The following is a 23,951-nucleotide window of genomic DNA, read 5'->3' on the forward strand; positions in this document are numbered from 1 at the left end:
TATGGCCAAAAAAGAAGAAACAATCAGCTTGATTGATACATTTTCGGAATTTAAGGAACTGAAGAATATCGATAGAACGACGATGGTTAGCGTACTCGAAGAGTCGTTCCGTAGCGTAATCGCGAAAATGTTTGGCACCGATGAGAATTACGACGTGATCGTGAACCCGGATAAGGGTGACTTCGAGATCTGGCGTAACCGTGAAGTTGTGGCCGATGAAGATTTGACTAACCCGAATATGCAGATTTCGTTGAGCGAAGCACAGAAAATTGATGCTTCCTACGAAGAAGGTGAAGAGGTAACTGACGAAGTGATCTTTGCCAAATTCGGACGTCGTGCTATCCTGAATCTCCGCCAGACATTGGCTTCCAAGATTCTGGAACTCGAAAAAGACAGTATTTATAATAAATATATAGATAAGGTAGGTACTATCATCAATGCAGAAGTGTATCAGATCTGGAAGAAAGAAATGTTGCTCTTAGATGATGAAGGAAACGAGTTGCTGTTGCCGAAGACCGAACAAATCCCAAGCGATTTCTATCGCAAAGGTGAAACGGCCCGTGCAGTAGTTGCCCGCGTGGACAACAAGAATAATAATCCTAAGATTATCTTGTCACGTACTTCTCCCGTTTTCCTGCAACGTTTGTTCGAGATGGAAGTACCCGAAATTAATGATGGTTTGATTACCATCAAGAAGATTGCCCGTATCCCTGGCGAACGTGCCAAGATCGCGGTAGAATCTTACGATGACAGAATCGACCCTGTAGGAGCCTGTGTAGGTGTAAAGGGAAGTCGTATTCATGGCATTGTTCGTGAGCTTCGCAATGAGAACATCGACGTAATCAATTACACATCGAACATCTCATTGTTTATACAGCGCGCTTTAAGCCCGGCTAAGATTTCTTCTATCCGTCTGAATGAGGAAGAGAAGAAAGCGGAGGTTTTCCTCAAACCGGAAGAAGTTTCGCTGGCTATCGGTAAAGGCGGTTTGAACATCAAACTGGCCAGTATGTTAACTGAGTACACTATCGACGTGTTCCGTGAGTTGGATGAGAATGTAGCGGATGAAGATATCTATCTCGACGAATTCAGAGACGAAATCGACGGATGGGTGATCGACGCCATCAAGGCTATCGGCATTGATACAGCGAAGGCTGTGTTGAATGCTCCTCGTGAGATGTTGATTGAAAAGACGGACTTGGAAGAAGAGACAGTGGACGAGGTAATACGCATTTTGAAATCGGAGTTTGAAGAAGAAGGTGAAAATTCAGTAGAAAATTGAGAATTTAAAATTGAAAAATGAAAGTTATCTCTGTTATACTACATCGTAACTTTTAATTCTTCATTCTTAATTCTTCATTTAAACAAGCTCCATTTATTCATTAATTTTAAAATATGACGATAAGGTTAAACAAAGTTACAAGAGATTTGAACGTAGGAATCGCGACGGTAGTTGAGTTCCTGCAAAAGAAAGGGCATACCGTAGAGGCTAATCCTAATACCAAAATTAGCGAGGAGCAATACGCTATACTCGTAAAAGAGTTTAGTACAGATAAGAACCTTAGACTTGAATCGGAGCGTTTCATACAGGAACGTCAGAATAAGGAACGTAATAAGGCGTCTGTTTCGATTGAAGGCTTCGAAAAGCAGCCGGAGAAACAGAAGTCGGAAGATGTGATTAAGACAGTCGTACCTGAGGATGCACGTCCGAAGTTTAAACCTGTCGGAAAAATTGATTTGGATAAACTGAATGGCCGTAAACCTGAAAAGGTGGAGAAGGAACCGGAACAGAAACAAGAAGAACCTGTTGTAGAACGGCCCGTCGTTAAACCCGAAGTAAAAAAGGAGCCCGAGAAAAGAGAACCCGAGGTGAAGAAAGAAGAGGTGGTGATACCTCCTGTTTCTGTAGTAGAGCCTACTCCAGTGGTAGTTGAGCCCGTAGTAGTGCCGGAACCTGTAGTGGAGACGAAGCCGGTAGAAGTTGAAAAAGTAGTAGAAGAAGTGAAAAAAGAAGAGCCGAAGGTAGTAGAAACTGCACCTGTGAAGGCGGAAGAACATAAAGAAGAAAAAAAGGTGGAAACTGCACAGGCTGAAGTAACCCCGGTAGCAGAAAAAGCTCCGGAGGATGATGGTGTTTTCAAAATCCGTCAACCGGAATTAGGCGCGAAGATCAATGTGATCGGTCAGATCGACTTGGCTGCATTGAATCAGTCTACTCGTCCGAAGAAAAAATCGAAGGAGGAGAAGCGTCGCGAACGTGAAGAGAAAGAGAAAATCCGTCAGGATCAGAAGAAACTGATGAAGGAAGCCATCATCAAAGAAATCCGTAAGGATGATTCTAAAGTGGTGAAGAACGGTCCGAAAGAAAGCGCAGATGCTGCTAAGAAAAAACGCAACCGTATCAATAAAGAAAAGGTAGACGTTAATAACGTTGCGACTTCCAACTTTGCTGCGCCGAGACCTAATATACAAGGTAAAGGCGGCAATGGTAATGGCAATAACAACGGTCAGGGCGGACAAGGAAATAATAACAGAAGAAATAACAACAATAATAAGGATCGCTTCAAGAAGCCGGTTATCAAACAGGAAGTGAGCGAGGAAGACGTAGCAAAACAGGTAAAAGAAACTCTTGCACGTCTGACAACCAAAGGTAAGAACAAGACGTCCAAATACCGTAAAGAAAAGCGTGAAATGGCTTCCAACCGTATGCAGGAATTGGAAGATCAGGAAATGGCAGACAGCAAGGTATTGAAGTTGACCGAGTTTGTTACGGCTAACGAACTGGCAACGATGATGGATGTATCTGTCAATCAGGTTATCGCTACTTGTATGAGTATTGGTATCATGGTTTCTATCAACCAGCGTCTGGATGCGGAAACAATTAATCTGGTGGCAGAAGAGTTCGGATTCAAGACAGAATATGTAAGTGCGGAAGTGGCACAAGCTATCGTTGAAGAAGAAGATGCACCGGAAGATTTGCAACCGCGCGCTCCGATTGTTACAGTGATGGGACACGTTGACCACGGTAAGACCTCTTTGCTCGACTATATCCGTAAGGCGAACGTAATTGCCGGTGAAGCCGGAGGTATTACACAGCATATCGGTGCATATAACGTGCAACTGGAAGACGGTCGCCGTATCACGTTCCTCGATACTCCGGGTCACGAAGCGTTTACCGCTATGCGTGCACGTGGTGCGAAAGTAACGGATATTGCTATCATTATTGTGGCTGCCGATGATAACGTGATGCCGCAGACAAAGGAAGCAATCAATCACGCGATGGCTGCCGGTGTACCTATTGTATTTGCAATCAATAAGGTGGATAAACCGACTGCGAATCCGGATAAGATTAAAGAAGAACTGGCTGCAATGAATTACCTTGTTGAAGAATGGGGTGGTAAGTATCAGTCACAAGATATCTCTGCCAAGAAAGGTATGGGTGTGGAAGATTTGCTGGAAAAAGTATTGCTCGAAGCAGAAATGCTCGACCTGAAAGCAAATCCGGACCGTAATGCTACGGGTTCCATCATCGAATCTTCACTGGATAAGGGACGTGGATATGTAGCTACTGTATTGGTATCTAACGGTACTCTGAAAGTGGGAGACATCGTACTGGCAGGAACCAGCTACGGACGTGTGAAGGCTATGTTCAACGAACGTAACCAACGCATCAAAGAAGCAGGACCTTCCGAACCGGCTTTGGTATTGGGATTGAACGGTGCACCTGCTGCAGGTGATACATTCCATGTCGTTGAAAGCGATCAGGAAGCTCGTGAAATCACCAACAAACGTGAACAGTTGGCTCGTGAACAGGGCTTGCGTACGCAGAAGATCCTTACGTTGGATGAGTTGGGCCGTCGTATTGCTTTGGGTAACTTCCAGGAATTGAACATCATCGTTAAGGGTGACGTGGACGGTTCTGTTGAGGCATTGAGCGACTCGTTAATCAAGTTGTCTACGGAACAAATTCAGGTAAATGTCATCCATAAGGGTGTGGGAGCAATCTCCGAGTCGGATGTTTCTCTGGCTGCCGCTTCGGATGCGATTATCGTCGGATTCCAGGTACGTCCTTCGGGTGCTGCCGCTAAGATGGCTGAACAGGAAGGTGTCGATATCCGTAAGTACTCTGTCATCTACGATGCAATCGAAGAGGTGAAGGCTGCTATGGAAGGTATGTTGGCTCCGGAATTGAAGGAACAAATCACGGCAACTATCGAAATCCGCGAAGTATTCAACATCACGAAGGTGGGTTTGGTAGCCGGTGCAATGGTGAAGACCGGAAAGGTGAAACGAAGCGACAAGGCTCGTTTGATCCGCGATGGTATCGTCATCTTTACCGGAAACATCAACGCGTTGAAACGCTTCAAGGACGATGTGAAGGAAGTAGGTACAAACTTCGAGTGTGGTATCAGTCTGGTGAACTGCAACGACATGAAGGTAGGCGATATGATCGAGACATTCGAAGAAATAGAAGTGAAACAGACTTTATGATTTATGAGTTATGATTTATGAATTATAAGGGTATAAGGCCATTCGCGAAGTAATGGTTGCAACAATAGATGGGTGGTAATGTGGTACTATTTTATATGGGACACCACCTTACCACTTTATTGTTTTATCACCTGACAGAAATATAAATCACAGATCATAATCATAGAAACATAAATCATAAATCACAAATCATAAATCACAACGTGGCAACGATTGATATCATTATCCTTATTGTAATAGGCGCCGGAGCGGTGGTAGGCTTTGTAAAAGGCTTTATCCGCCAGTTGGCTTCTATTTTGGGGTTAATAGTCGGGCTGTTGGCGGCGAAAGCTTTGTATGCCTCTTTGGCGGAGAAACTTTGCCCGACAGTGACGGATTCGATGACAGTTGCGCAGGTGTTGGCTTTTATCATGATTTGGATTGCCGTGCCGTTGATCTTTGTACTGATAGCTTCGTTATTGACAAAAGCAATGCAGGCAATTTCGCTGAACTGGCTGAACCGCTGGTTAGGGAGTGGGCTGGGAGCACTTAAGTTTCTGTTGTTAACGAGTGTAGTGATCGGTGCGATAGAGTTTGTGGACAGCGATAATAAGTTAATTAGTGCAACAAAAAAGGAAGAATCTTTGTTATATTATCCGATGGAAACGTTTGCGGGGATCTTTTTCCCTGCTGCGAAGAATATGACGCAACAATATATATTAGAGAATAAAGATGCAACAAGAAGAACCCAATAAAATGAAACCCAATCAGAAAGACGAACTCGAAAAGAAGACTGATAATGAGTTTGTCCGGAAATTTGCGGAGGAGAAATATAAATACGGCTTCACCACAGAGGTGCATACAGACATCATTGAGCGTGGACTTAATGAAGATGTCATTCGTCTGATTTCATCGAAAAAAGACGAACCGGAGTGGTTGCTGGAGTTTCGCCTGAAAGCGTACCGCCACTGGCTGACGCTGGAGATGCCGACTTGGGCACATCTCCGTATCCCTGAAATTGACTATCAGGCGATTTCTTATTATGCCGATCCGACGAAGAAGAAAGAAGGACCGAAGAGCATGGAGGAAGTCGATCCTGAATTGATAAAGACGTTTAATAAACTGGGTATTCCTTTGGAGGAACAGATGGCTCTTAGCGGAATGGCGGTGGATGCCGTTATGGACTCCGTTTCCGTAAAGACTACCTTCAAGGAAACGCTGATGGAGAAAGGAATTATCTTCTGCTCGTTCAGTGAAGCCGTGCGGGAGCATCCCGATTTGGTGAAGAAATATATGGGCTCGGTGGTAGGTTACCGGGATAATTTCTTTGCCGCGTTGAACTCCGCTGTCTTTTCTGACGGCTCTTTCGTGTATATTCCGAAAGGGGTACGTTGTCCGATGGAACTTTCCACCTATTTCCGTATCAATGCCCGTAACACGGGACAGTTTGAACGTACACTGATTGTGGCGGACGACGATTCATACGTTTCTTATCTGGAAGGATGTACAGCGCCGATGCGGGATGAAAATCAGTTGCATGCCGCTATCGTCGAGATAATCGTGCACGACCGCGCAGAGGTAAAATATAGTACTGTTCAGAACTGGTATCCGGGCGATGCGGAAGGTAAGGGCGGTGTATACAACTTTGTGACTAAACGCGGTAACTGCAAGGGAGTGGATAGTAAATTATCCTGGACACAAGTGGAAACCGGTTCGGCCATCACTTGGAAATACCCTTCCTGTATTCTGACGGGCGATAACTCGACCGCTGAATTCTATTCCGTAGCTGTAACGAACAACTATCAGCAGGCTGATACCGGAACGAAAATGATTCATCTGGGCAAGAACACCCGCAGTACGATTGTAAGTAAAGGTATCTCCGCCGGACATAGTGAGAACTCCTATCGTGGGTTGGTACGTGTGGCCGAGAAAGCGGATAATGCCCGTAATTATAGCCAGTGTGACTCTCTGTTGCTGGGAGATAAATGCGGTGCGCATACTTTCCCTTATATGGATATTCACAATGAAACGGCAGTGGTGGAACATGAAGCCACAACGAGCAAGATCAGTGAAGACCAAATATTCTATTGCAACCAGCGCGGTATTCCGACAGAAGACGCTATCGGGCTTATTGTGAACGGATATGCAAAAGAAGTATTGAATAAACTTCCGATGGAATTTGCAGTAGAAGCACAGAAGCTGCTTACTATCTCATTGGAAGGAAGCGTGGGGTGATTTACTAGTTGGCAATTTACGATTTACTATTTGGCTGCGCGCTTGTAGGAGGTAAATTGTCGGTAGTATAGGTTTTTAATAGTAAATAGTAAATGGAAAAATAGTACATATAATCATGTTAGAAATAAAAGACCTGCATGCCAGCATTAATGGCAAAGAGATATTGAAGGGTATTAACCTGACGGTGAATCCCGGTGAGGTGCACGCTATTATGGGACCGAATGGTTCCGGTAAAAGTACGCTTTCTTCCGTATTGGTGGGAAATCCGGCTTTTGAGGTAACAAAAGGTTCGGTCACGTTTTATGGAAAGAACCTGTTGGAGTTGAGTCCTGAAGATCGTAGCCATGAAGGGATCTTTCTTAGTTTCCAGTATCCGGTAGAGATTCCGGGTGTGAGCATGGTCAACTTTATGCGTGCTGCTGTGAATGAGCAACGCAAGTATAAAGGTCTGCCTGCGCTGACAGCCAGTGAGTTTCTGAAACTGATGCGTGAGAAACGTGCGGTAGTAGAGCTGGATAATAAGTTGGCTAACCGCTCGGTGAATGAAGGCTTTTCGGGTGGTGAAAAGAAACGGAACGAGATTTTCCAGATGGCCATGTTGGAACCGCGGTTGAGCATCCTTGATGAGACAGACTCCGGTTTGGATATTGATGCGCTCCGTATTGTTGCAGAAGGAGTGAACAAACTGAAAACTCCTGAAACAAGCACAATCGTTATTACTCACTACCAACGTTTGCTTGATTATATCAAACCTGATATTGTACATGTCCTTTATAAAGGTCGTATCGTAAAAACTGCCGGACCGGAACTTGCGCTGGAACTGGAAGAAAAAGGATATGATTGGATCAAGAAAGAAGTAGGAGAATAACAAATAATAAGTTATGATAGTTGAACAACAATATATAGACCTCTTCTCACAGACGGAAGCAATGATCTGCAAGCATAGCGCCGAAGTGCTGAATGCGCCTCGTGCAGCTGCATTTGCCGATTTTGAGCGGCTCGGATTTCCGACTCGTAAGATGGAGAAGTACAAATATACGGATGTGAGCAAGTATTTTGAACCGGATTATGGTTTAAACTTGAATCGTCTGGCTATTCCGGTCAATCCGTATGAAGTGTTTAAGTGCGATGTGCCGAATATGAGTACCGCTCTGTATTTTGTGGTAAATGACGCATTTTATAATAGAGCACTTCCTAAAGTCAATCTGCCGGAAGGTGTGATTTTCGGCAGCTTGAAAGAAGTGGCCGGACAGCATCCGGAATTGGTGAAGAAGTATTACGGTCAGTTGGCAGATACTTCCAAAGATGGGGTGACTGCTTTCAATACAGCTTTTGCGCAAGACGGCGTTGTATTTTATGTGCCGAAGAATGTAGTGGTAGAAAAACCGATCCAGCTGGTAAATATCCTGCGTGCAGATGTTAACTTCATGGTGAACCGCCGCGTACTAATCATCCTGGAGGATGGCGCGCAAGCCCGTCTGCTGATTTGTGACCATGCAATGGATAACGTGAACTTCCTGGCAACACAAGTGATTGAAGTATTTGCAGGTGAGAACACGGTATTCGATATGTATGAACTGGAAGAAACACATACAAGCACCGTTCGTATCAGTAACCTGTATGTAAAGCAGGAGGCAAACAGCAATGTATTGTTGAATGGAATGACCTTGCATAATGGTACTACCCGCAACACCACTGAAGTATTGTTGGCAGGAGAAGGAGCCGAGATAAACCTCTGTGGCATGGCAATTGCCGATAAGAACCAGCACGTAGACAATCATACAAGCATCGACCATGCCGTACCGAACTGCACCAGTAATGAGCTGTTCAAGTACGTACTCGACGATCAGTCGGTAGGTGCGTTTGCCGGACTGGTACTGGTGCGTCCCGATGCGCAACATACGAACTCCCAGCAGACTAACCGGAATCTTTGTGCTACGCGTGATGCGAGAATGTACACACAACCTCAATTGGAAATTTACGCGGATGATGTGAAATGTTCGCATGGAGCAACGGTAGGCCAGTTGGATGAGGGTGCATTATTCTATATGCGTTCACGAGGTATTGCAGAGAAAGAAGCCCGTTTGTTATTGATGTTCGCATTTGTCAATGAAGTGATTGATACCATTCGTTTGGAGGCACTGAAAGATCGCCTGCATCTATTGGTAGAAAAACGTTTCCGTGGCGAGCTGAATAGATGTCAGGGCTGTGCCATTTGTAAGTAACCACTAATAATTAATAAACGTGGATATTCAAAAGATACGTGAGGATTTTCCGATATTGAGCCGTACGGTTTACGGTAAACCTTTGGTTTATTTCGACAACGGTGCGACGACGCAGAAACCCCGTCTGGTAGTTGATGCGTTGGTGGATGAATATTATTCCGTTAATGCCAATGTGCATCGCGGCGTGCATTATCTTTCGCAACAAGCTACGGAATTGCATGAGGCTTCCCGTGAAACGGTGCGTCAGTTTATTAACGCCCGTAGCACGAACGAAGTTGTCTTTACTCGCGGAACAACGGAAAGCATCAACCTACTTGTTTCCAGCTTTGGTGATGAATTTATGGAAGAGGGGGATGAAGTGATTCTTTCCGTGATGGAACATCACAGTAACATCGTTCCCTGGCAACTGCTGGCTGCCCGAAAGGGAATTGCCATCAAAGTGATTCCAATGAATGACAAAGGCGAACTCTTGCTGGATGAATACGAAAAACTATTTTCCGAACGAACGAAAATAGTCAGCGTGGTTCATGTTTCGAATGTGCTGGGTACGGTGAATCCGGTGAAAGAAATGATTGCAACGGCTCATGCGCATGGCGTACCTTGTCTGATAGACGCTGCACAGTCTATCCCTCACATGAAAGTGGACGTACAGGAGTTGGATGCCGATTTTCTGGTGTTCTCTGCCCATAAAATATACGGTCCGACAGGTGTCGGAGTGCTTTATGGAAAAGAAGAGTGGTTAGACCGCCTTCCGCCTTATCAGGGAGGAGGAGAGATGATTCAGCATGTCTCTTTTGAGAAGACCACTTTCAACGAACTTCCTTTCAAGTTTGAAGCCGGTACGCCCGACTATATCGGAACTACCGGACTGGCAAAAGCTCTTGATTACGTGAATGGACATGGACTTGAGCAGATAGCCGCCCATGAGCATGAACTGACAACTTACGCTTTGCAACGGCTGAAAGAGATTCCCCAGATGCGTATATTCGGTGAAGCAGCCGAACGGGGAGCAGTCATCTCCTTCCTGGTAGGAGATATTCATCATTTCGACCTCGGAACGTTGTTGGATCGTTTGGGTATTGCCGTGAGGACGGGACATCATTGTGCACAACCTCTCATGCAACGTCTTGGTATAGAAGGAACTGTACGGGCTTCGTTTGCCATGTACAATACGAAATCGGAAATAGATACATTGGTGGCGGGAATTGAACGCGTCAGCAAGATGTTCTAACAATATAAGCCGCTATTCCTGTGGGATGGCGGCTTTTTTTATTCTTTAACTAAAAAAAGATGCCTTCAAGTGCAGTGATTTGCACTTTTGTGCGTCTAATAGGTAAAGAAACAAAATGTTCATTGAATATTAGGAGGGTCGTGAGACCATGCTCATATTATATAAATTCTCTCTCTTTAACATTAATCGCAGCTATATCGTAAGAAATTACGGTATAGCTGCAACTTTTTTAGGGGGACTTGCGTCTAACTAAATACGTATAACTTACAGATAACTAATAAAGAAAAAACTATGCTGATGACAACCACTCCCATCATTGAGGGAAAACGAATAGTGAAATATTATGGAATAGTTTCCGGAGAAACAATCATAGGTGCCAATGTATTCCGCGACTTGTTTGCAAGTATTCGGGATATTGTGGGTGGTCGTTCCGGTTCTTATGAAGAAGTGCTGCGTATGGCAAAAGATACAGCGTTGAAGGAAATGGAGGCACAAGCAGCTCAAATGGGAGCTAATGCCGTGATAGGTGTTGATTTGGATTATGAGACAGTTGGAGGTAGTGGCAGTATGCTGATGGTGACTGCTAACGGCACAGCCGTAAAGATTGAAGAGGATTAATTGATTATTGTTTCTTTTACTACAGAGAACACGGAAGACGCAGCGCATATACTTTGTTTATTATCAATGATATAAAACGCTGTGTCCTCCGTACTTCTGTGGTGAATATTATTCGGCAGTCAGCTCAATCACACGGCTGAAAGCCTGATTGGTAGTGAAAGCATTGATTCCTACTTTCATCAGATAATCTCCTGAATAAGTCTTCTCATTGGCAGCAAGATTCGATTTAGAGTTCGGCATCAGGTTGATTTCTTTCACCTTATACATTTTCTTCGCATCCAGTCCCTGAAGTTTAACCGGGAGCAGCTTCTCACCGAAACGTGGGTGGATATCGTAGGTATAAAGCACTGCTTTGTTCTTATCCGGTGCGGCGTACATGACAGACATGTGATTACCATTGTATGGAGAAACCAGTCTGTACTGGTCACCATCCAGAATCACTTTCTTCAGACGCGTCCAGTTGGCAACTGCGTTTTGGCAAAAAGTCTGTTCGTCCGCATTCAGCTCTTTCAGTCCGAGATCGAAGCCCAGTTTACACATACTTGCTACATCGGTACGGAATTTCACGCTTGTCTTCTTGTTCCAGCTGGTTACGTGTGCGTCCATTGCTTTTGCAGGGAAGATTTGTGAGAATCCCCATTGGATAAACAGACGCTCTATCGGGTCTGTATTGTCGCTGCACCAGAATTCTGTGAAGTATTTCAATGCTTCGTAGTCGCAACGGGCGCCACCGCCGGAGCAAAGCATCATCGGTACGTTCGGATATTTGTCTTTGATACGTTCCAATACATTATATATACCACGTACATGGTCGATATAAAGTTGTCCTTGTTTATTCTTCAAATAGGGAGAATAAATATTTGTGATGGGAGAGTTGCAGTCCCATTTAAAGAAAGCTACTTCCGGGTTCGCTGTCAGGATGTTATCCACTACGCCAAACACAAAATCCTGTACTTTCGGATTGCTAAGATCGAGCACCAGTTGGTTACGGTAATAGTATGTTTCGCGATTGGGCAGAGTGATAGCCCAGTCAGGATGCTTCTCGAACAATTCACTTTTGGGGTTTATCATCTCCGGTTCGATCCAGATACCGAATTTCACTCCGGCTTCTTTGGCAGACTTCACGAGTGCGGGAATACCGCCCGGCAGTTTGGATTTCATCACTTCCCAGTCACCCAGTCCGGCATTGTCGCTGTTGCGAGGATGCTTGTTGCCGAACCAGCCATCATCCAACAAGAACATATCTACACCCAGATGTTTGGCTTCTTTCATCAGTTCGGCAAGCAGTTTCTCATCGAATTTGAAGTACGTATTTTCCCAGTTATTCAATAAAGTCATGCGGTCGCCTTGTCCGTCTTTCAGTTGGTGGTTGCGTGCCCATGCGTGGAGGTTGCGGCTGGCTTCGCCCGTACCGTTGTTGCTGAAAGTAAAGATGAATTCGGGAGTGGTAAATACTTCGTTCGGTTTTAGTTCATAATCAGATGCGTACGGGTTAATGGCGGGGATGACGCGGAGATTGCCTACGTTGTCCACTTCAAAGGTAAACTGGAAGTTGCCTGTCCATCCGATAGTCCCTAACATGGCACGTCCTTGTGTTTCCTGTGCCGGTTGTTCAAAACCAAGTTCGAAGAACGGGTGGGTATGCATGGCGGCACGGCTTCCCAGTTTGGTGTCGATCACCTTTTTGCCGAACAATAGAGGTTGCGTGCTCATTTGTGCTTCTTTAGCCCAGTCGCTGCTGAATTCAGTCAGATAATACTCGTTTCCCGAGAAATAAAGCATGGTCGAAGCATAACGCCAGATGGTGACAGGTTTCTTTTCAGCATGTTTGATTTCACTCCACGTCTTGATGACGTTTTCTTTCGGATAAGCGATGTAATGCAGCGTGACTTCCACCGGGTACTGATCGTCTTTCAGTTGGATGACTGTCTCCGTTCCGCCTGCCACTGCTTTTTGTTCGGAAGATACATAACGGAGAATCGTGCTCGGGTTTCCATCATTGTGCGTGATTGCTACAGCCGGTTCAAAATAATCCTCGGCGCCGGAGCCCGGATATACTTCCCATCCACGGGTGGATACGCTGCCGTCACTTCCTCCTTTCACGTATGGAGAAAAGTTGTTGATGTCTTTCTCGTTCAGTAACTTATCGCCCAGATAAGCCTGATAAAGTCGTCCGTTGGGAGCTACTTGGAGAATTAAGTCTGTGTTGTCCGTTGCGATGCGGATAACGTTCTTTTCCTGGGCGTTCACTTGTGCCAGGGTAAACAATGCCGTAAGTAATACGAAAAGTTTCTTCATGGTTTTTTAATAATTAATTAGGTATTAGTTAGTTTGTGGGCATATAATGCCACAAAGATAGTTATAATTCGTTTGGTATGAACTAGAATTTGATGCTTGCGCTAAATTCTACGGTGAATGGGCGTAAATAGTTTCCACTCATATAATTTCCGGCGTACTGGGCAGCTTCTTCTTTCGTAATCAGTTCCGAACCGTTGATGGTTCCGCTGGCTCCTTTCTGATTCAGGAAGTTGATGACTGTTGCCCCCAGAGACAGGTGCTTGTTTACGTTCCAGTTGATTCCTCCGAACGTTTCCCAGCGACCGTTGAAGTAGAGCGCTTCCTGAAGATTGGCGTACGTCTTGCCGAAATAGCGGAAACTAAGCCAGAGGCGTAAGTCTTTCGTGATGTTGTAGCTTGGGTCGAGTTCGACAAGTATCTGCGGGATCTCTTTTACGATCATTCCGTTGGCATTGACAGACATCTCCGAGCCATCGTTGAAAGTGACACTTGCGTTATAGTTCTTGTAAACAGGCTTCTGATACGTGAACAGGGCATGCAGATGGAAACCTTTGAACGGGTCGATCTCGGCAGAGGTGGTCCATCCCAGTGTTTTGATATTATAGATAAGCAATACGGTCTTTCCTTCTTCCGTTCCCGGTTTCGTGAGGTTTTGCTGGTCGATGTTATTGGATTTAGAGATATAGGTCACCATAGAGGTGAGGTTGATCCAATGGTTCTTGTAGAACAGACCGCCACGGATTAACGGTATGGTGACCCGTTTGTATTGTTCTTCCGTAGGACCTGTTCCGGCGTATTCGTTGATACGGGGGAAGCGGGTGGCTACTGTTCCGTCGGCAGTCAGTCCGAATTGCCGGGTTACGTTGTAAGTGGCGCGGAGCGTGGCGGCGTAGTTCAGTTTATCTTTTACCACTTTGGCAGGATGAACACTGCGCGGGGTGGTGATGATATTTCCTGTTTCTTTCTCTTTATGATAAGTGGTAAAGTCGCCGATGTGGAAGTTCGGGAAACGGGAAGCGGATATCTGGTCGGCACTCATCCGGTAATATTCGAGGCGTCCGCCATAATAGATGTTGAATTTGGGAGTTACCTGCCAGTTGTCTGTAAGGTAGAGGGCGAGTTTGTTTTCATATCCCATTGTATATTCGGGGCTAAGCTCGTTGTAGCCGTATGTCTGCACGTGTTGACCGGTCAGTGTGGGATCTAGGGAACTTGTTGCGGTGGAAGTGAGCAGTTGTGGATAGTTCTCTACGGTAGCCATCCATTGCAGAGAAGAGGAGTGGTAGTCAAGATGATAATACCATTCGTTCAATCCCAGGCGCAAATCATGGTTGCCGAAAGTCTTGTTTAGTTCGGAAGTAATCAGGAAGTTTTTCACTTTACCTACGTGCAACCAGGTGCGGCGACCTTCTGCCAGTCCTTCATACGGATGGCCGTTGGATAATGTAAAACCAGCGTCGGCAGTTACTTCGCTGATGGTGCTTCCTCCGAAATCCACATAGTTGGCGCGTGGGGCATCCATATATTTCAGGTTGAATTTCCATAGCAGGTCGTTTTGGAAACGATAATCGGCAATCAGTGCTATTTCATTGGCACGGTTTTCCGAGCCGTCGCCTAAATTCCATGTTTTCATTTTCCCGTCTCTCACGTCCATGTATTCAAAAGAACCGCTTTGCGGGACATACGAATTCGTTCCCAGTTTGAAGCCGTCTATCTCTTTCACCGAGCCGTCGCCGACATAGATAAAAGGAGCGGCATTGGCATAACTGCCCGGGTTCTCACTGCGGGAATGTTTGTAGAGCAGGGATATTTTGCCCCGTCCGTTGTTGAAGAGGCGGGTCAGGCCGGCATGATAGATCTCGGTGCGGTCTGTGTAGTTTGTGAATTTGAGGTCGAAGCTTCCCGGATCGAAGTTCTGATAGATGCTTGCGGTGTAGAGCCAATGGTCGTTGATGGCTCCTGAAACATTGAAATCGAAGTTTTGCATTCCGAAATGATTGGTCCGGTAGTTGAAGATACCTTGGAAATCTTTTTGTCCCAGTTTGCTGAAGGAATTGACGGAGTAAGCGATGTTACCGGTGGTGATGGCCGACTCGGAAGGAGATAAAAGTCCTACTTCTCCCAGGCTGCTGTCGCTGCGCCAATGGGCGGCGAGCTTGTGAACGGCCGAGGAATAGACGGCGGGAAGCCCATTCTCATATACATTAACGTCCTCGCTGGGAAGCCCGATTTGAATTTCGCGGGGTTTGTTGGCGTCGGAAGCATTCAGCATTACATTGCGTTCGCCTTCTTCTGTTTCTTTTTTAGAAGGATTGTCAGGTTCTTTTGAGAGATTGGCAGGAATTGTGTCCTGCTTCATTGCGGTGCGGTTTGTCTTTTCCTTTTGATCCTGAATGTTCGCTGCATTCCCGTTGGAGGGGATCAGTTGCAAGAGGATTGCTAGAGCAAGGCAACTAAAGGTTACTTTTTTCATCACTTGTATTTATTTTAAGATTTTGGAAGTTCACGTCGGTTGTGTCATTTTGACGAAGGCAAAGATAGGGGGAGGAGAAACAGGTGGCTATACTCTCTTTTGTCAAGATGTGCAAGAGATGTTTCAAATGTATGATAGCGCCCTTGTGGTGCGACATTTATTGCCCTCCTTGCAACAAATGTTTCATCCTTCTTATACATTTTGCGTAAAAAAAACTATATTTGTCGCTATCTAATATCTGTGTATGAAAAGGAATCTGCTGCTTTTTCTTCTTTCTGTTTGTTTCTTCCTTCCGGACTTTGCCGCGACGGGGCAGTATAACTTTATCCGTGTAGATGGTGGAAGCGGTCTTTCGAACAGTCATGTCAAGTCCATTATTCAAGATAGTTACGGTTTTATCTGGTTGGGTACCCGCAATGGACTTAACCGCTACGACGGAGTGTCGATGAAGCTTTATAATTGTTATGACGAGACTTTGCAACATGGCAATCAGGTTATATCCGCTCTTTTTGAAGATAATCATCGGCAGTTGTGGATAGGCACGGACGATGGTGTCTATATTCAAGACCTTGCCACCGGGAAGTTTTCTTTTTTTGATGCCCGTACAGAGAGCGGAGAACAAATCAGATACAACTGGATTGAGGATATACTGGCAGACCATTCGGGAAATATATGGGTGAATGCGCCCAATCAGGGAGTTTTCCGCTATCAGGTGGAGACGGGGAAGCTGTTCCGCTACATTCCTTGTCCCGGTAAAGATAAAAGTAAGGACTTTCCGCAATCCATCTGTGTGGATAAAGACGGTACGATTTGGGTCGGTACGTACGGAGCGGGAATCTATCGTTATAGCCCGGAACAGGATAAATTTGTGGCGTATGCCACAGAGGCGCTTAAAGGAGATTTCATATTTACTCTGTGTGATTATGGCGATGAACTGATTGTCGGCGTGCATGAAGAGGAATTGAAACGGTTCAATAAGAAGACAGGGGAGGTGAGCGTGTTCCCTGCGCCAGAAGTGCATCGAAAGATTATTCGTTACGCAGTTTGCTTTGGAGACGAATTATGGGTGGGAACTCAAAATGGTGTTTATGTGATTAATGAGAAACAGAATAGTGTGCAACATATCCCTGCTGATGCCGGAGGAAAGTATGGGCTTGGAGATGCTATCGTGGATAAGATTTATCGCGATCGTGAAGGAGGAACTTGGATCTGTACGCAATTTGGAGGAGCCAGTTATCTGCCTGTACGTTCGCTCGACTTTTCTGTTTATCTTCCGGGAGCACCCGGTACGGTCTGCGGACGTCGCATCAGTGAATTGGCGGAAGGAAAAGACGGGACAGTGTGGATTAGTACGCAGGATGGCGGGGTTTGTTATTGGAATCCAAAGGCGCAGACTTTCGTAAAAGTTCCCGAATCACCGGACCGTCAGAATGTGTTGAGCTTGTTTGCTTCGGATGATTTAGTCGGGGCGGGTTACTTTAAAGGAGGTATTGATCTAATAATTCCGGGGACAGCCTCTTCCGCTTCTCCTTCCATTTCTTCTTCCACTTTTTCATCTTTGACTTCTTCTACTGTATCTCCTGTTTCTGTTGCCTCCTCTGCCATTTCTACCACAAACATTTTTCGAGGACAGGTTCATACATTCTATCCTGCACAACTCGGCATCAGTGAAGGTTCGGTGTTTGCCCTTTATCGTGACCGTGGGGGAGTCATCTGGCTGGGCGATGGTTGGAACATCTTCCGTTCGGGCGACAAAGGGCGGACTTTTGAGAAGGTGGAACAATTCGGTTACGCTTATATGCGTGACATCCTCGAAGATAAATCCGGCAATATATGGGTCGCAACAATGGGTAATGGCATATTCCGGTATAATCCGCAGACGGATCAGATGGTCAAGTATCAATGTGTACCGGGAGACAGCACTTCTATCGGAACGAATGAAGTGACAGGCATAACGGAGGATAGCAAAGGTCTTCTCTGGTTTTCTACGGATCGGGGAGGGTTATTGTGTTTTAACCCCGAAACGGGCAGGTTCCGGACATACACTAAAGCGAACGGTCTTCCGGACAACGTGACCTATAAAGTGGTGGAAGACGCACAACATCGCATCTGGTTCGGAACAGACCGTGGACTGGTTTGCCTTCATCCGGAAACAGATAGCCTGCAAATCTTTACCCGAAACGATGGGCTGCCTGATAATCAGTTTAATTATAAATCGGCTTTGGCTGCCTCTGATGGGACTATCTGGATGGGGACCATCAACGGACTTGTCTCTTTTAATCCGCAGATTGTCCGCCGGAACACATTTGTCCCTCCGGTCTACATCACCGGAATGTATGTACAAGGACGTGAAACTCCTTTCCCGGCAGATGGCGTGCAATTGCCTTACCGTTCTAATGTCGGCTTTGATTTTGTTGCTTTAAGTTATACATCGCCGGGCGCAAACCGCTATGCTTATAAAATGGAAGGTATAGACAACGACTGGAACTATACGTCTGCTGCACATACTGCGTCTTATGCCCAGCTTCCGCCGGGAGACTATCTGTTTCGTGTGCGTGGCAGTAATAATGATGGTGTCTGGAATCAGGAAGAAGCCACTTTATCGGTACGTATTCTTCCACCTTGGTGGCGTACAGTGTGGGCGTACCTTATCTATATTATTGTTGTATCCGGTAGTTTTGTACTAACCCTTCGTGCCTATCGCCGCCGTGAAGTGCAGAAGATACGTGAACAGCAATTATTGGCGGAACTGGCGCGTGAGCGCGAATCCCACCGTACGCATGAGATGTTTATTAATCAGATCACTTACGGCGCCTGCACTCCGCAAGGGGATGCCATGTCACGGGCGGACGAGCAACTGATGTCTCAATTGATAGCCAAAGTGCGTGAGAATCTTTCCGATGCCAACTATAATGTGGAAGCATTAGCTGCGGCTATGAATATGTCCCGCTCCAGCCTTCACCGTAAAATTAAGGCATTGACCGACCTTTCTTCACTCGATTTTATCCGTATCATCCGGCTAAAACATGCTGCGGAATTGTTGCAGGAGGGAGAACTGCGCATCAATGAGATTTGTGACAGGGTAGGATTTCAGTCACCTTCTTACTTCGCCAAAGTATTTCAGAAACAATTTGGAGTCACTCCTACAGAGTTTGCCCAGCAGAATAAGCAGAGAATGACAGATAGTTAGTAGTTATTGCCTATTATTCGTTGTCTCTTTGTTTGAATTTGAACTGAAATTAGTTTATTTCCGTACAGTAATGCACTGTTTCAGCCTATTCTAACAAGGGTATATTCTCACTGCAATGAGAAAAAGTTCTCATTACAGTGAGTATTTCTTCTCATACTTATGAGTATTTTTTCTCATAGGGATAAGTATAGTTGAGAATGTTTACGGAAGTTTTTTTTGAATTATAATTGTATGAGTTTACCTCATTTCCGTACCGTTTCTGGTTAAATGGGAAGTTAATTCAGACAGAAGAACATAAGAACAAAAAATAGAATAGCCGTTCAATAAGCAACAGAAATAATTTTCAAAGCGCAGCCTTTATGTTCTTTTGTTCTTATGTCTAAAAATAACTACCATCTGCTCATTTGTCCAAAGAGACGTATAAAAAATAGGATGATTCAACTCTGTAAATTCTTTCTTTTTTACTTGCTTATTTCGATTGATTTCCATACTTTTAGCCTCCGTAATCCTTTAAAAATTGACCCTATGGACAACATTCTTTTCTGGCTCGTTCCAGTCGCTTCCGTGTTAGCCCTCTGCTTTGCTTATTACTTTCATAAGCAAATGATGAAAGAGAGTGAAGGTACATCCCAAATGATAAAAATAGCTGCTGCTGTGCGCAAAGGAGCTATGTCTTATCTAAAACAACAATACAAAATAGTAGGTTGGGTATTCTTGGGGCTGGTTATTTTGTTTTCAATTATGGCTTATGGCTTTCATGTACAGAATGCCTGGGTTCCCATTGCTTTCCTTACAGGTGGATTCTTCTCCGGGCTTTCCGGATTTCTGGGGATGAAGACGGCGACATACGCGTCCGCTCGTACCGCTAATGCTGCCCGTACTTCTCTGAATGCAGGATTAAGAATTGCTTTCCGAAGTGGTGCCGTGATGGGACTGGTGGTCGTTGGCCTGGGACTACTTGATATATCTTTTTGGTATCTGTTGCTGAATGCAGTGATTCCTGCTGATGCACTGACACCTACTCATAAACTCTGTGTAATCACTACCACCATGCTGACATTTGGTATGGGAGCTTCTACCCAGGCGCTCTTTGCCCGTGTAGGCGGTGGTATCTATACAAAGGCAGCCGATGTCGGAGCCGACTTGGTAGGCAAAGTAGAAGCCGGAATCCCGGAAGATGACCCTCGTAATCCTGCCACTATTGCCGATAATGTGGGCGATAATGTAGGCGACGTGGCCGGTATGGGAGCCGATTTATACGAATCTTACTGTGGCTCGATTCTGGCAACAGCCGCTCTGGGTGCTGCTGCTTTTATCCATTCGGCAGATACAGTGATGCAATTCAAGGCAGTGATCGCCCCGATGCTGATTGCGGCTGTCGGTATTATCCTTTCTATTATAGGTATATTTGCTGTCCGTACCAAGGAGAATGCGACTATGAAGGACCTGCTCGGTTCGTTGGCTTTCGGTACGAATCTTAGTTCCGTATTAATTGTTGCTGCTACATTCCTTATTCTGTGGTTTCTGCAACTTGATAACTGGATTTGGATTTCTTGTGCCGTAGTAGTCGGACTATTGGTAGGTATTATCATCGGACGTTCTACGGAATATTATACTTCCCAATCCTATCGCCCTACCCAGAAACTAAGTGAAAGCGGTAAGACCGGACCTGCCACCGTAATTATCTCCGGTATCGGTTTAGGTATGCTTTCTACGGCTATTCCGGTAATTGCAGTCGTGATTGGTATCATTGCTTCCTATCTGTTGGCTTCCGCCGGCGATTTTGCCAATGTCGGTATGGGACTGTATGGAATCGGTATTGCGGCTGTCGGCATGCTTTCTACTTTAGGTATCACTCTGGCAACGGATGCTTACGGACCGATTGCGGATAATGCAGGAGGTAACGCAGAAATGTCCGGCTTGGGTGCCGAAGTCCGCAAACGTACCGATGCGCTCGATTCATTGGGGAATACGACTGCTGCCACCGGAAAAGGTTTTGCAATCGGTTCCGCTGCATTGACAGGCTTGGCTTTGCTGGCTTCTTATATTGAAGAAATCCGAATCGGCCTTACACGGCTTGGTAATGTAGATCTGACCTTTGCGGATGGTAGCTCCATCAGTGTGGCGAATGCTACTTTTATCGACTTCATGGATTATTATGAAGTACATCTGATGAATCCGAAAGTTCTTTCGGGTATGTTCCTCGGTTCCATGATGGCTTTCCTGTTCTGTGGATTGACAATGAATGCCGTAGGACGTGCAGCAGGGCACATGGTAGATGAAGTACGTCGCCAATTCCGTGAAATAAAGGGTATTTTGACAGGAGAAGCGGAGCCGGATTACGAACGTTGTGTTGCAATATCAACAAAAGGTGCGCAACGTGAAATGGTTGTGCCTTCCTTGATCGCTATTATTGCCCCTATCCTTACAGGTCTTATTTTCGGTGTTCCCGGTGTGCTCGGTTTGCTGATTGGTGGCTTGAGCAGTGGTTTCGTACTGGCTATCTTCATGGCTAATGCCGGCGGTGCATGGGATAATGCAAAGAAATATGTAGAAGAAGGAAACTTTGGAGGAAAAGGCGGTGAAGTTCATAAAGCAACCGTAGTAGGAGATACCGTGGGCGATCCGTTTAAAGATACATCCGGGCCGAGCTTGAATATCTTAATAAAGCTAATGAGCATGGTAGCCATTGTAATGGCAGGGCTTACTGTTGCCTGGAGTTTATTCTAAAAAAAGCAGGAAAGAAGTAAGAAAAAGGAGGCAAAACAAGTCTCCTTTTTTAATTTGAATTACCTTTGTGTCAAAATAGAAGCGATAAATATGTTATTACCTTATTTGAACGAGAATCTGATTGAAGCCGGATGTGATGAGGCCGGTCGTGGATGTTTGGCGGGAGCAGTATACGCTGCTGCGGTTATTCTTCCGAAAGATTTTAAGAATGAACTGTTGAATGATTCCAAGCAACTGTCGGAAAAGCAACGTTATGCACTACGTGAGGTAATAGAGAAGGAAGCGATAGCCTGGGCGGTTGGCGTCGTGTCACCGGAAGAAATTGATGAAATAAATATCCTGCGGGCTTCTTTCCTAGCTATGCATCGTGCGGTGGATCAACTGACTACCCGCCCACAGCATTTACTAATCGACGGAAACCGTTTCACTAAATATCCCGATATCCCCCATACCACGGTAGTGAAAGGCGACGGGAAATATCTTTCAATAGCTGCGGCTTCTATTTTAGCCAAGACATACAGAGACGATTATATGAACCGTCTCCACGAAGAGTTTCCTTATTATGACTGGGATCACAATAAAGGCTACCCAACTAAAAAACATCGCGCCGCCATTGCCGAACGTGGGACCACTCCTTACCATCGAATGACGTTCAATCTATTAGGAGATGGACAGCTAACTTTGAACTTCTAAAGTCACTTTGTTTCATTTTGCACATATTTTCTACATTTTTTTGCAGAATAAGCACGATTTTGTTACGGATAACCCTAAGATTGTTCTGTTTAGGCTAAAAAAGTGTTGTCTAGTGCTTTTATTTGTTATTGAAATGCTATATCTTTGCAAACAATAATAAGAATTAAAAAGTTTAAAATCATGGCAACGAACAAACTATTGTGGTCTTCTAAAATTATTGGGGTATTTTTTATGATGTTGGTTTGCACTCTTTCTGCAAATGCACAGTTTTTGCGTACTTCTTATTTCATGGAAGGTACCCATTATCGTCAACAACTAAATCCGGCTTTAACACCGACGAAAGGTTATTTCAACCTTCCGGTAATTGGTGCAGTTAATGCAACTGTTGGTTCTACTTCATTAGGCTATCAGGATATCATCGATATTATTGATGATGGTGACGATTTCTATACTAAACCAGATTTTATGAATCGTCTGAAAGATAATAATAAGCTGAATGTGAATTTCAGTACGGAAATTCTTTCTGCAGGATGGTATAAAGGTAAAAACTTCTGGTCATTCAATATCGGTCTGCGTACAGATATCGGTGCTAACTTGACAAAATCTATGTTTACCTTCTTGAATGAGATGGATGGAATAGAAGATAATTGGAGAAATAGTAACTATGATATTAGCAATCAACAACTGAATATAAATGCTTACGCTGAAGTTGGCTTAGGACTTTCACGTCAAATCAATAGTCGTTTGACGGTGGGTGCTAGAGTGAAAGCTTTGCTGGGTATTGGTAATATGGATTTGAAACTTAATAATGTGGCAATGAACGCTAGTTTGCCTAGTGATGCTCGTATTAGTCAATTACAGGATCCTGCATATTTATCAGGTTTGGGTGTTGACGATATAACGAAGTTAAGAAGTGAAATTGAGAGCTACCATGCTAATCTGGCAGTAGATGCTCATTTGGAAAGTTCTTTCAAGGGGTTGAATTTGAAAAAGGAAGATGGACAAGACTATATTAGTGATTTCGAATTTGAGAGTAAAGATATGGGAATCGCAGGTTACGGTTTTGGTATTGACTTGGGAGCATCTTATAAGATTATGGATAATCTGACTGTATCTGCTTCTATTTTGGACTTGGGATTTATATCATGGTCGAAAAGTAGCACTCAAATAGCTAATGCTAAAGCATCAGGTATTGATATGAAGGGAAGTGACTATACATCAGGTATTGATCCTAGTGATATTCCTGGAAGTATTACTGCTATTGAAAATAACATAAAGAATTTGCAGACGGATGCCAATGGATATATGGAACGTGTTAGTGGCGGTGACGTACTTGACTATGAAATGTTGCAACTTAGAACGGAAGAAGCAAGCAAGTCTCGCAAGTCTCGTCTGGCTTCTACATTAGTAATAGGTGCAGAATACGGATTTTTCAATAACAAACTGGCTGTTGGCGCATTGTCTACAACTCGTTTTGTGCAACCCGATGCACTTACTGAATTAACATTCTCTGCAAACTACCGTCCGAAAAGTTGGTTCAATGTAGCACTTAGTTATTCAGTTATCCAGTCAGCCGGTAAATCTTTCGGTTTGGGTCTGAAGTTAGGTCCTCTGTTTGTCGGAACTGACTATATGTTCTTAGGAAAGAACTCTAACTCTGTTAATGGATTCGTTGGGGTATCTATTCCGTTGGGTGGAAGAAAAGCAAATAAAGAAGGATAAAATATTTTAATTTCTCTCTCTAAACATTCTCTTTTAATTAATTCTCTATAGAATAAAAAACGTATA

Annotated in this window: 14 protein-coding genes; 12 read left to right on the plus strand and 2 right to left on the minus strand. The window is 44.7% G+C overall.

Features of this window, described 5'->3' with window-relative positions:
- Nucleotide 1 precedes the first annotated feature (1 nt).
- The 8 genes from nusA (at nt 2) to KTR06_RS08520 (ending at nt 10,779) form a co-directional block, all read left to right on the plus strand.
- The gene (gene nusA / locus KTR06_RS08485; RefSeq protein ID WP_008024083.1) at nt 2-1,282 is read left to right on the plus strand and encodes a transcription termination factor NusA; all 1,281 of its coding nucleotides are present in this window, start codon (nt 2-4) and stop codon (nt 1,280-1,282) included.
- 113 nt (nt 1,283-1,395) lie between these two features.
- A complete protein-coding gene (gene infB, locus KTR06_RS08490) occupies nt 1,396-4,491 on the plus strand; it encodes a translation initiation factor IF-2 (protein WP_008642742.1) in 3,096 nt (1,031 codons plus the stop codon).
- A 203-nt stretch (nt 4,492-4,694) separates the two neighbouring features.
- Nucleotides 4,695-5,225 (plus strand): CvpA family protein, encoded by a 531-nt coding sequence (locus tag KTR06_RS08495; protein WP_004309457.1) that lies wholly within the window; start codon nt 4,695-4,697, stop codon nt 5,223-5,225.
- A complete protein-coding gene (gene sufB, locus KTR06_RS08500; RefSeq protein ID WP_004309458.1) occupies nt 5,203-6,705 on the plus strand; it encodes a Fe-S cluster assembly protein SufB in 1,503 nt (500 codons plus the stop codon). The genes KTR06_RS08495 and sufB overlap by 23 nt, the downstream gene beginning before the upstream one ends.
- A 115-nt stretch (nt 6,706-6,820) precedes the next feature.
- Nucleotides 6,821-7,573, plus strand: coding sequence for a Fe-S cluster assembly ATPase SufC (sufC, locus tag KTR06_RS08505; RefSeq protein WP_004307398.1), 753 nt, complete (start codon nt 6,821-6,823; stop codon nt 7,571-7,573).
- Between the two features lie 13 nt (nt 7,574-7,586).
- Nucleotides 7,587-8,930 (plus strand): Fe-S cluster assembly protein SufD, encoded by a 1,344-nt coding sequence (gene sufD / locus KTR06_RS08510; RefSeq protein ID WP_004309459.1) that lies wholly within the window; start codon nt 7,587-7,589, stop codon nt 8,928-8,930.
- Between the two features lie 19 nt (nt 8,931-8,949).
- Nucleotides 8,950-10,161: an aminotransferase class V-fold PLP-dependent enzyme gene (locus tag KTR06_RS08515; RefSeq protein WP_004309460.1), complete on the plus strand. Its 1,212-nt coding sequence runs from the start codon at nt 8,950-8,952 to the stop codon at nt 10,159-10,161.
- A 291-nt stretch (nt 10,162-10,452) separates the two neighbouring features.
- A complete protein-coding gene (locus tag KTR06_RS08520; protein WP_004315412.1) occupies nt 10,453-10,779 on the plus strand; it encodes a heavy metal-binding domain-containing protein in 327 nt (108 codons plus the stop codon).
- Nucleotides 10,780-10,887: 108 nt separating this feature from the next.
- On the opposite strand, the gene KTR06_RS08525 is transcribed toward KTR06_RS08520, so the two are convergent.
- Together KTR06_RS08525 and KTR06_RS08530 are read right to left on the minus strand one after the other, a co-directional pair.
- Entirely contained in the window at nt 10,888-13,077 is a 2,190-nt protein-coding gene (locus KTR06_RS08525) for an alpha-galactosidase (protein ID WP_217290200.1), read from the minus strand.
- Nucleotides 13,078-13,159: 82 nt separating this feature from the next.
- Nucleotides 13,160-15,550 (minus strand): TonB-dependent receptor, encoded by a 2,391-nt coding sequence (locus tag KTR06_RS08530; RefSeq protein WP_217290201.1) that lies wholly within the window; start codon nt 15,548-15,550, stop codon nt 13,160-13,162.
- A gap of 244 nt (nt 15,551-15,794) precedes the next feature.
- Here KTR06_RS08530 and KTR06_RS08535 point away from each other — a divergent pair, with 244 nt between their 5' ends.
- The 4 genes from KTR06_RS08535 (at nt 15,795) to KTR06_RS08550 (ending at nt 23,885) form a co-directional block, all read left to right on the plus strand.
- Nucleotides 15,795-18,740: a two-component regulator propeller domain-containing protein gene (locus KTR06_RS08535; RefSeq protein ID WP_217290202.1), complete on the plus strand. Its 2,946-nt coding sequence runs from the start codon at nt 15,795-15,797 to the stop codon at nt 18,738-18,740.
- Nucleotides 18,741-19,265: 525 nt separating this feature from the next.
- Complete coding sequence (locus tag KTR06_RS08540; RefSeq protein ID WP_217290203.1) at nt 19,266-21,470, plus strand: sodium-translocating pyrophosphatase; 2,205 nt, start codon at nt 19,266-19,268, stop codon at nt 21,468-21,470.
- Between the two features lie 90 nt (nt 21,471-21,560).
- On the plus strand, nt 21,561-22,163 hold the full coding sequence (locus KTR06_RS08545; RefSeq protein ID WP_008024096.1) for a ribonuclease HII: 603 nt from the start codon (nt 21,561-21,563) through the stop codon (nt 22,161-22,163).
- 180 nt (nt 22,164-22,343) lie between these two features.
- Nucleotides 22,344-23,885 carry a DUF5723 family protein gene (locus KTR06_RS08550; RefSeq protein ID WP_004309465.1) on the plus strand — a complete coding sequence of 514 codons (1,542 nt, stop codon included), beginning with the start codon at nt 22,344-22,346 and terminating at the stop codon, nt 23,883-23,885.
- Nucleotides 23,886-23,951: the final 66 nt, after the last annotated feature.

The sequence above is a fragment of the Bacteroides sp. MSK.20.12 genome (genome assembly GCF_019052435.1).
Classification (GTDB): domain Bacteria; phylum Bacteroidota; class Bacteroidia; order Bacteroidales; family Bacteroidaceae; genus Bacteroides; species Bacteroides xylanisolvens.

Bases quoted from the DNA above. Each gene is read 5' to 3' on its own strand.
- sufC (WP_004307398.1), top strand. From the start codon at position 6,821: ATGTTAGAAATAAAAGACCTGCATGCCAGCATTAATGGCAAAGAGATA.
- KTR06_RS08550 (WP_004309465.1), top strand. From the start codon at position 22,344: ATGGCAACGAACAAACTATTGTGGTCTTCTAAAATTATTGGGGTATTT.
- KTR06_RS08520 (WP_004315412.1), top strand. From the start codon at position 10,453: ATGCTGATGACAACCACTCCCATCATTGAGGGAAAACGAATAGTGAAA.
- sufD (WP_004309459.1), top strand. From the start codon at position 7,587: ATGATAGTTGAACAACAATATATAGACCTCTTCTCACAGACGGAAGCA.
- infB (WP_008642742.1), top strand. From the start codon at position 1,396: ATGACGATAAGGTTAAACAAAGTTACAAGAGATTTGAACGTAGGAATC.
- sufB (WP_004309458.1), top strand. From the start codon at position 5,203: ATGCAACAAGAAGAACCCAATAAAATGAAACCCAATCAGAAAGACGAA.
- nusA (WP_008024083.1), top strand. From the start codon at position 2: ATGGCCAAAAAAGAAGAAACAATCAGCTTGATTGATACATTTTCGGAA.
- KTR06_RS08530 (WP_217290201.1), bottom strand. From the start codon at position 15,550: ATGAAAAAAGTAACCTTTAGTTGCCTTGCTCTAGCAATCCTCTTGCAA.
- KTR06_RS08535 (WP_217290202.1), top strand. From the start codon at position 15,795: ATGAAAAGGAATCTGCTGCTTTTTCTTCTTTCTGTTTGTTTCTTCCTT.
- KTR06_RS08540 (WP_217290203.1), top strand. From the start codon at position 19,266: ATGGACAACATTCTTTTCTGGCTCGTTCCAGTCGCTTCCGTGTTAGCC.
- KTR06_RS08545 (WP_008024096.1), top strand. From the start codon at position 21,561: ATGTTATTACCTTATTTGAACGAGAATCTGATTGAAGCCGGATGTGAT.
- KTR06_RS08525 (WP_217290200.1), bottom strand. From the start codon at position 13,077: ATGAAGAAACTTTTCGTATTACTTACGGCATTGTTTACCCTGGCACAA.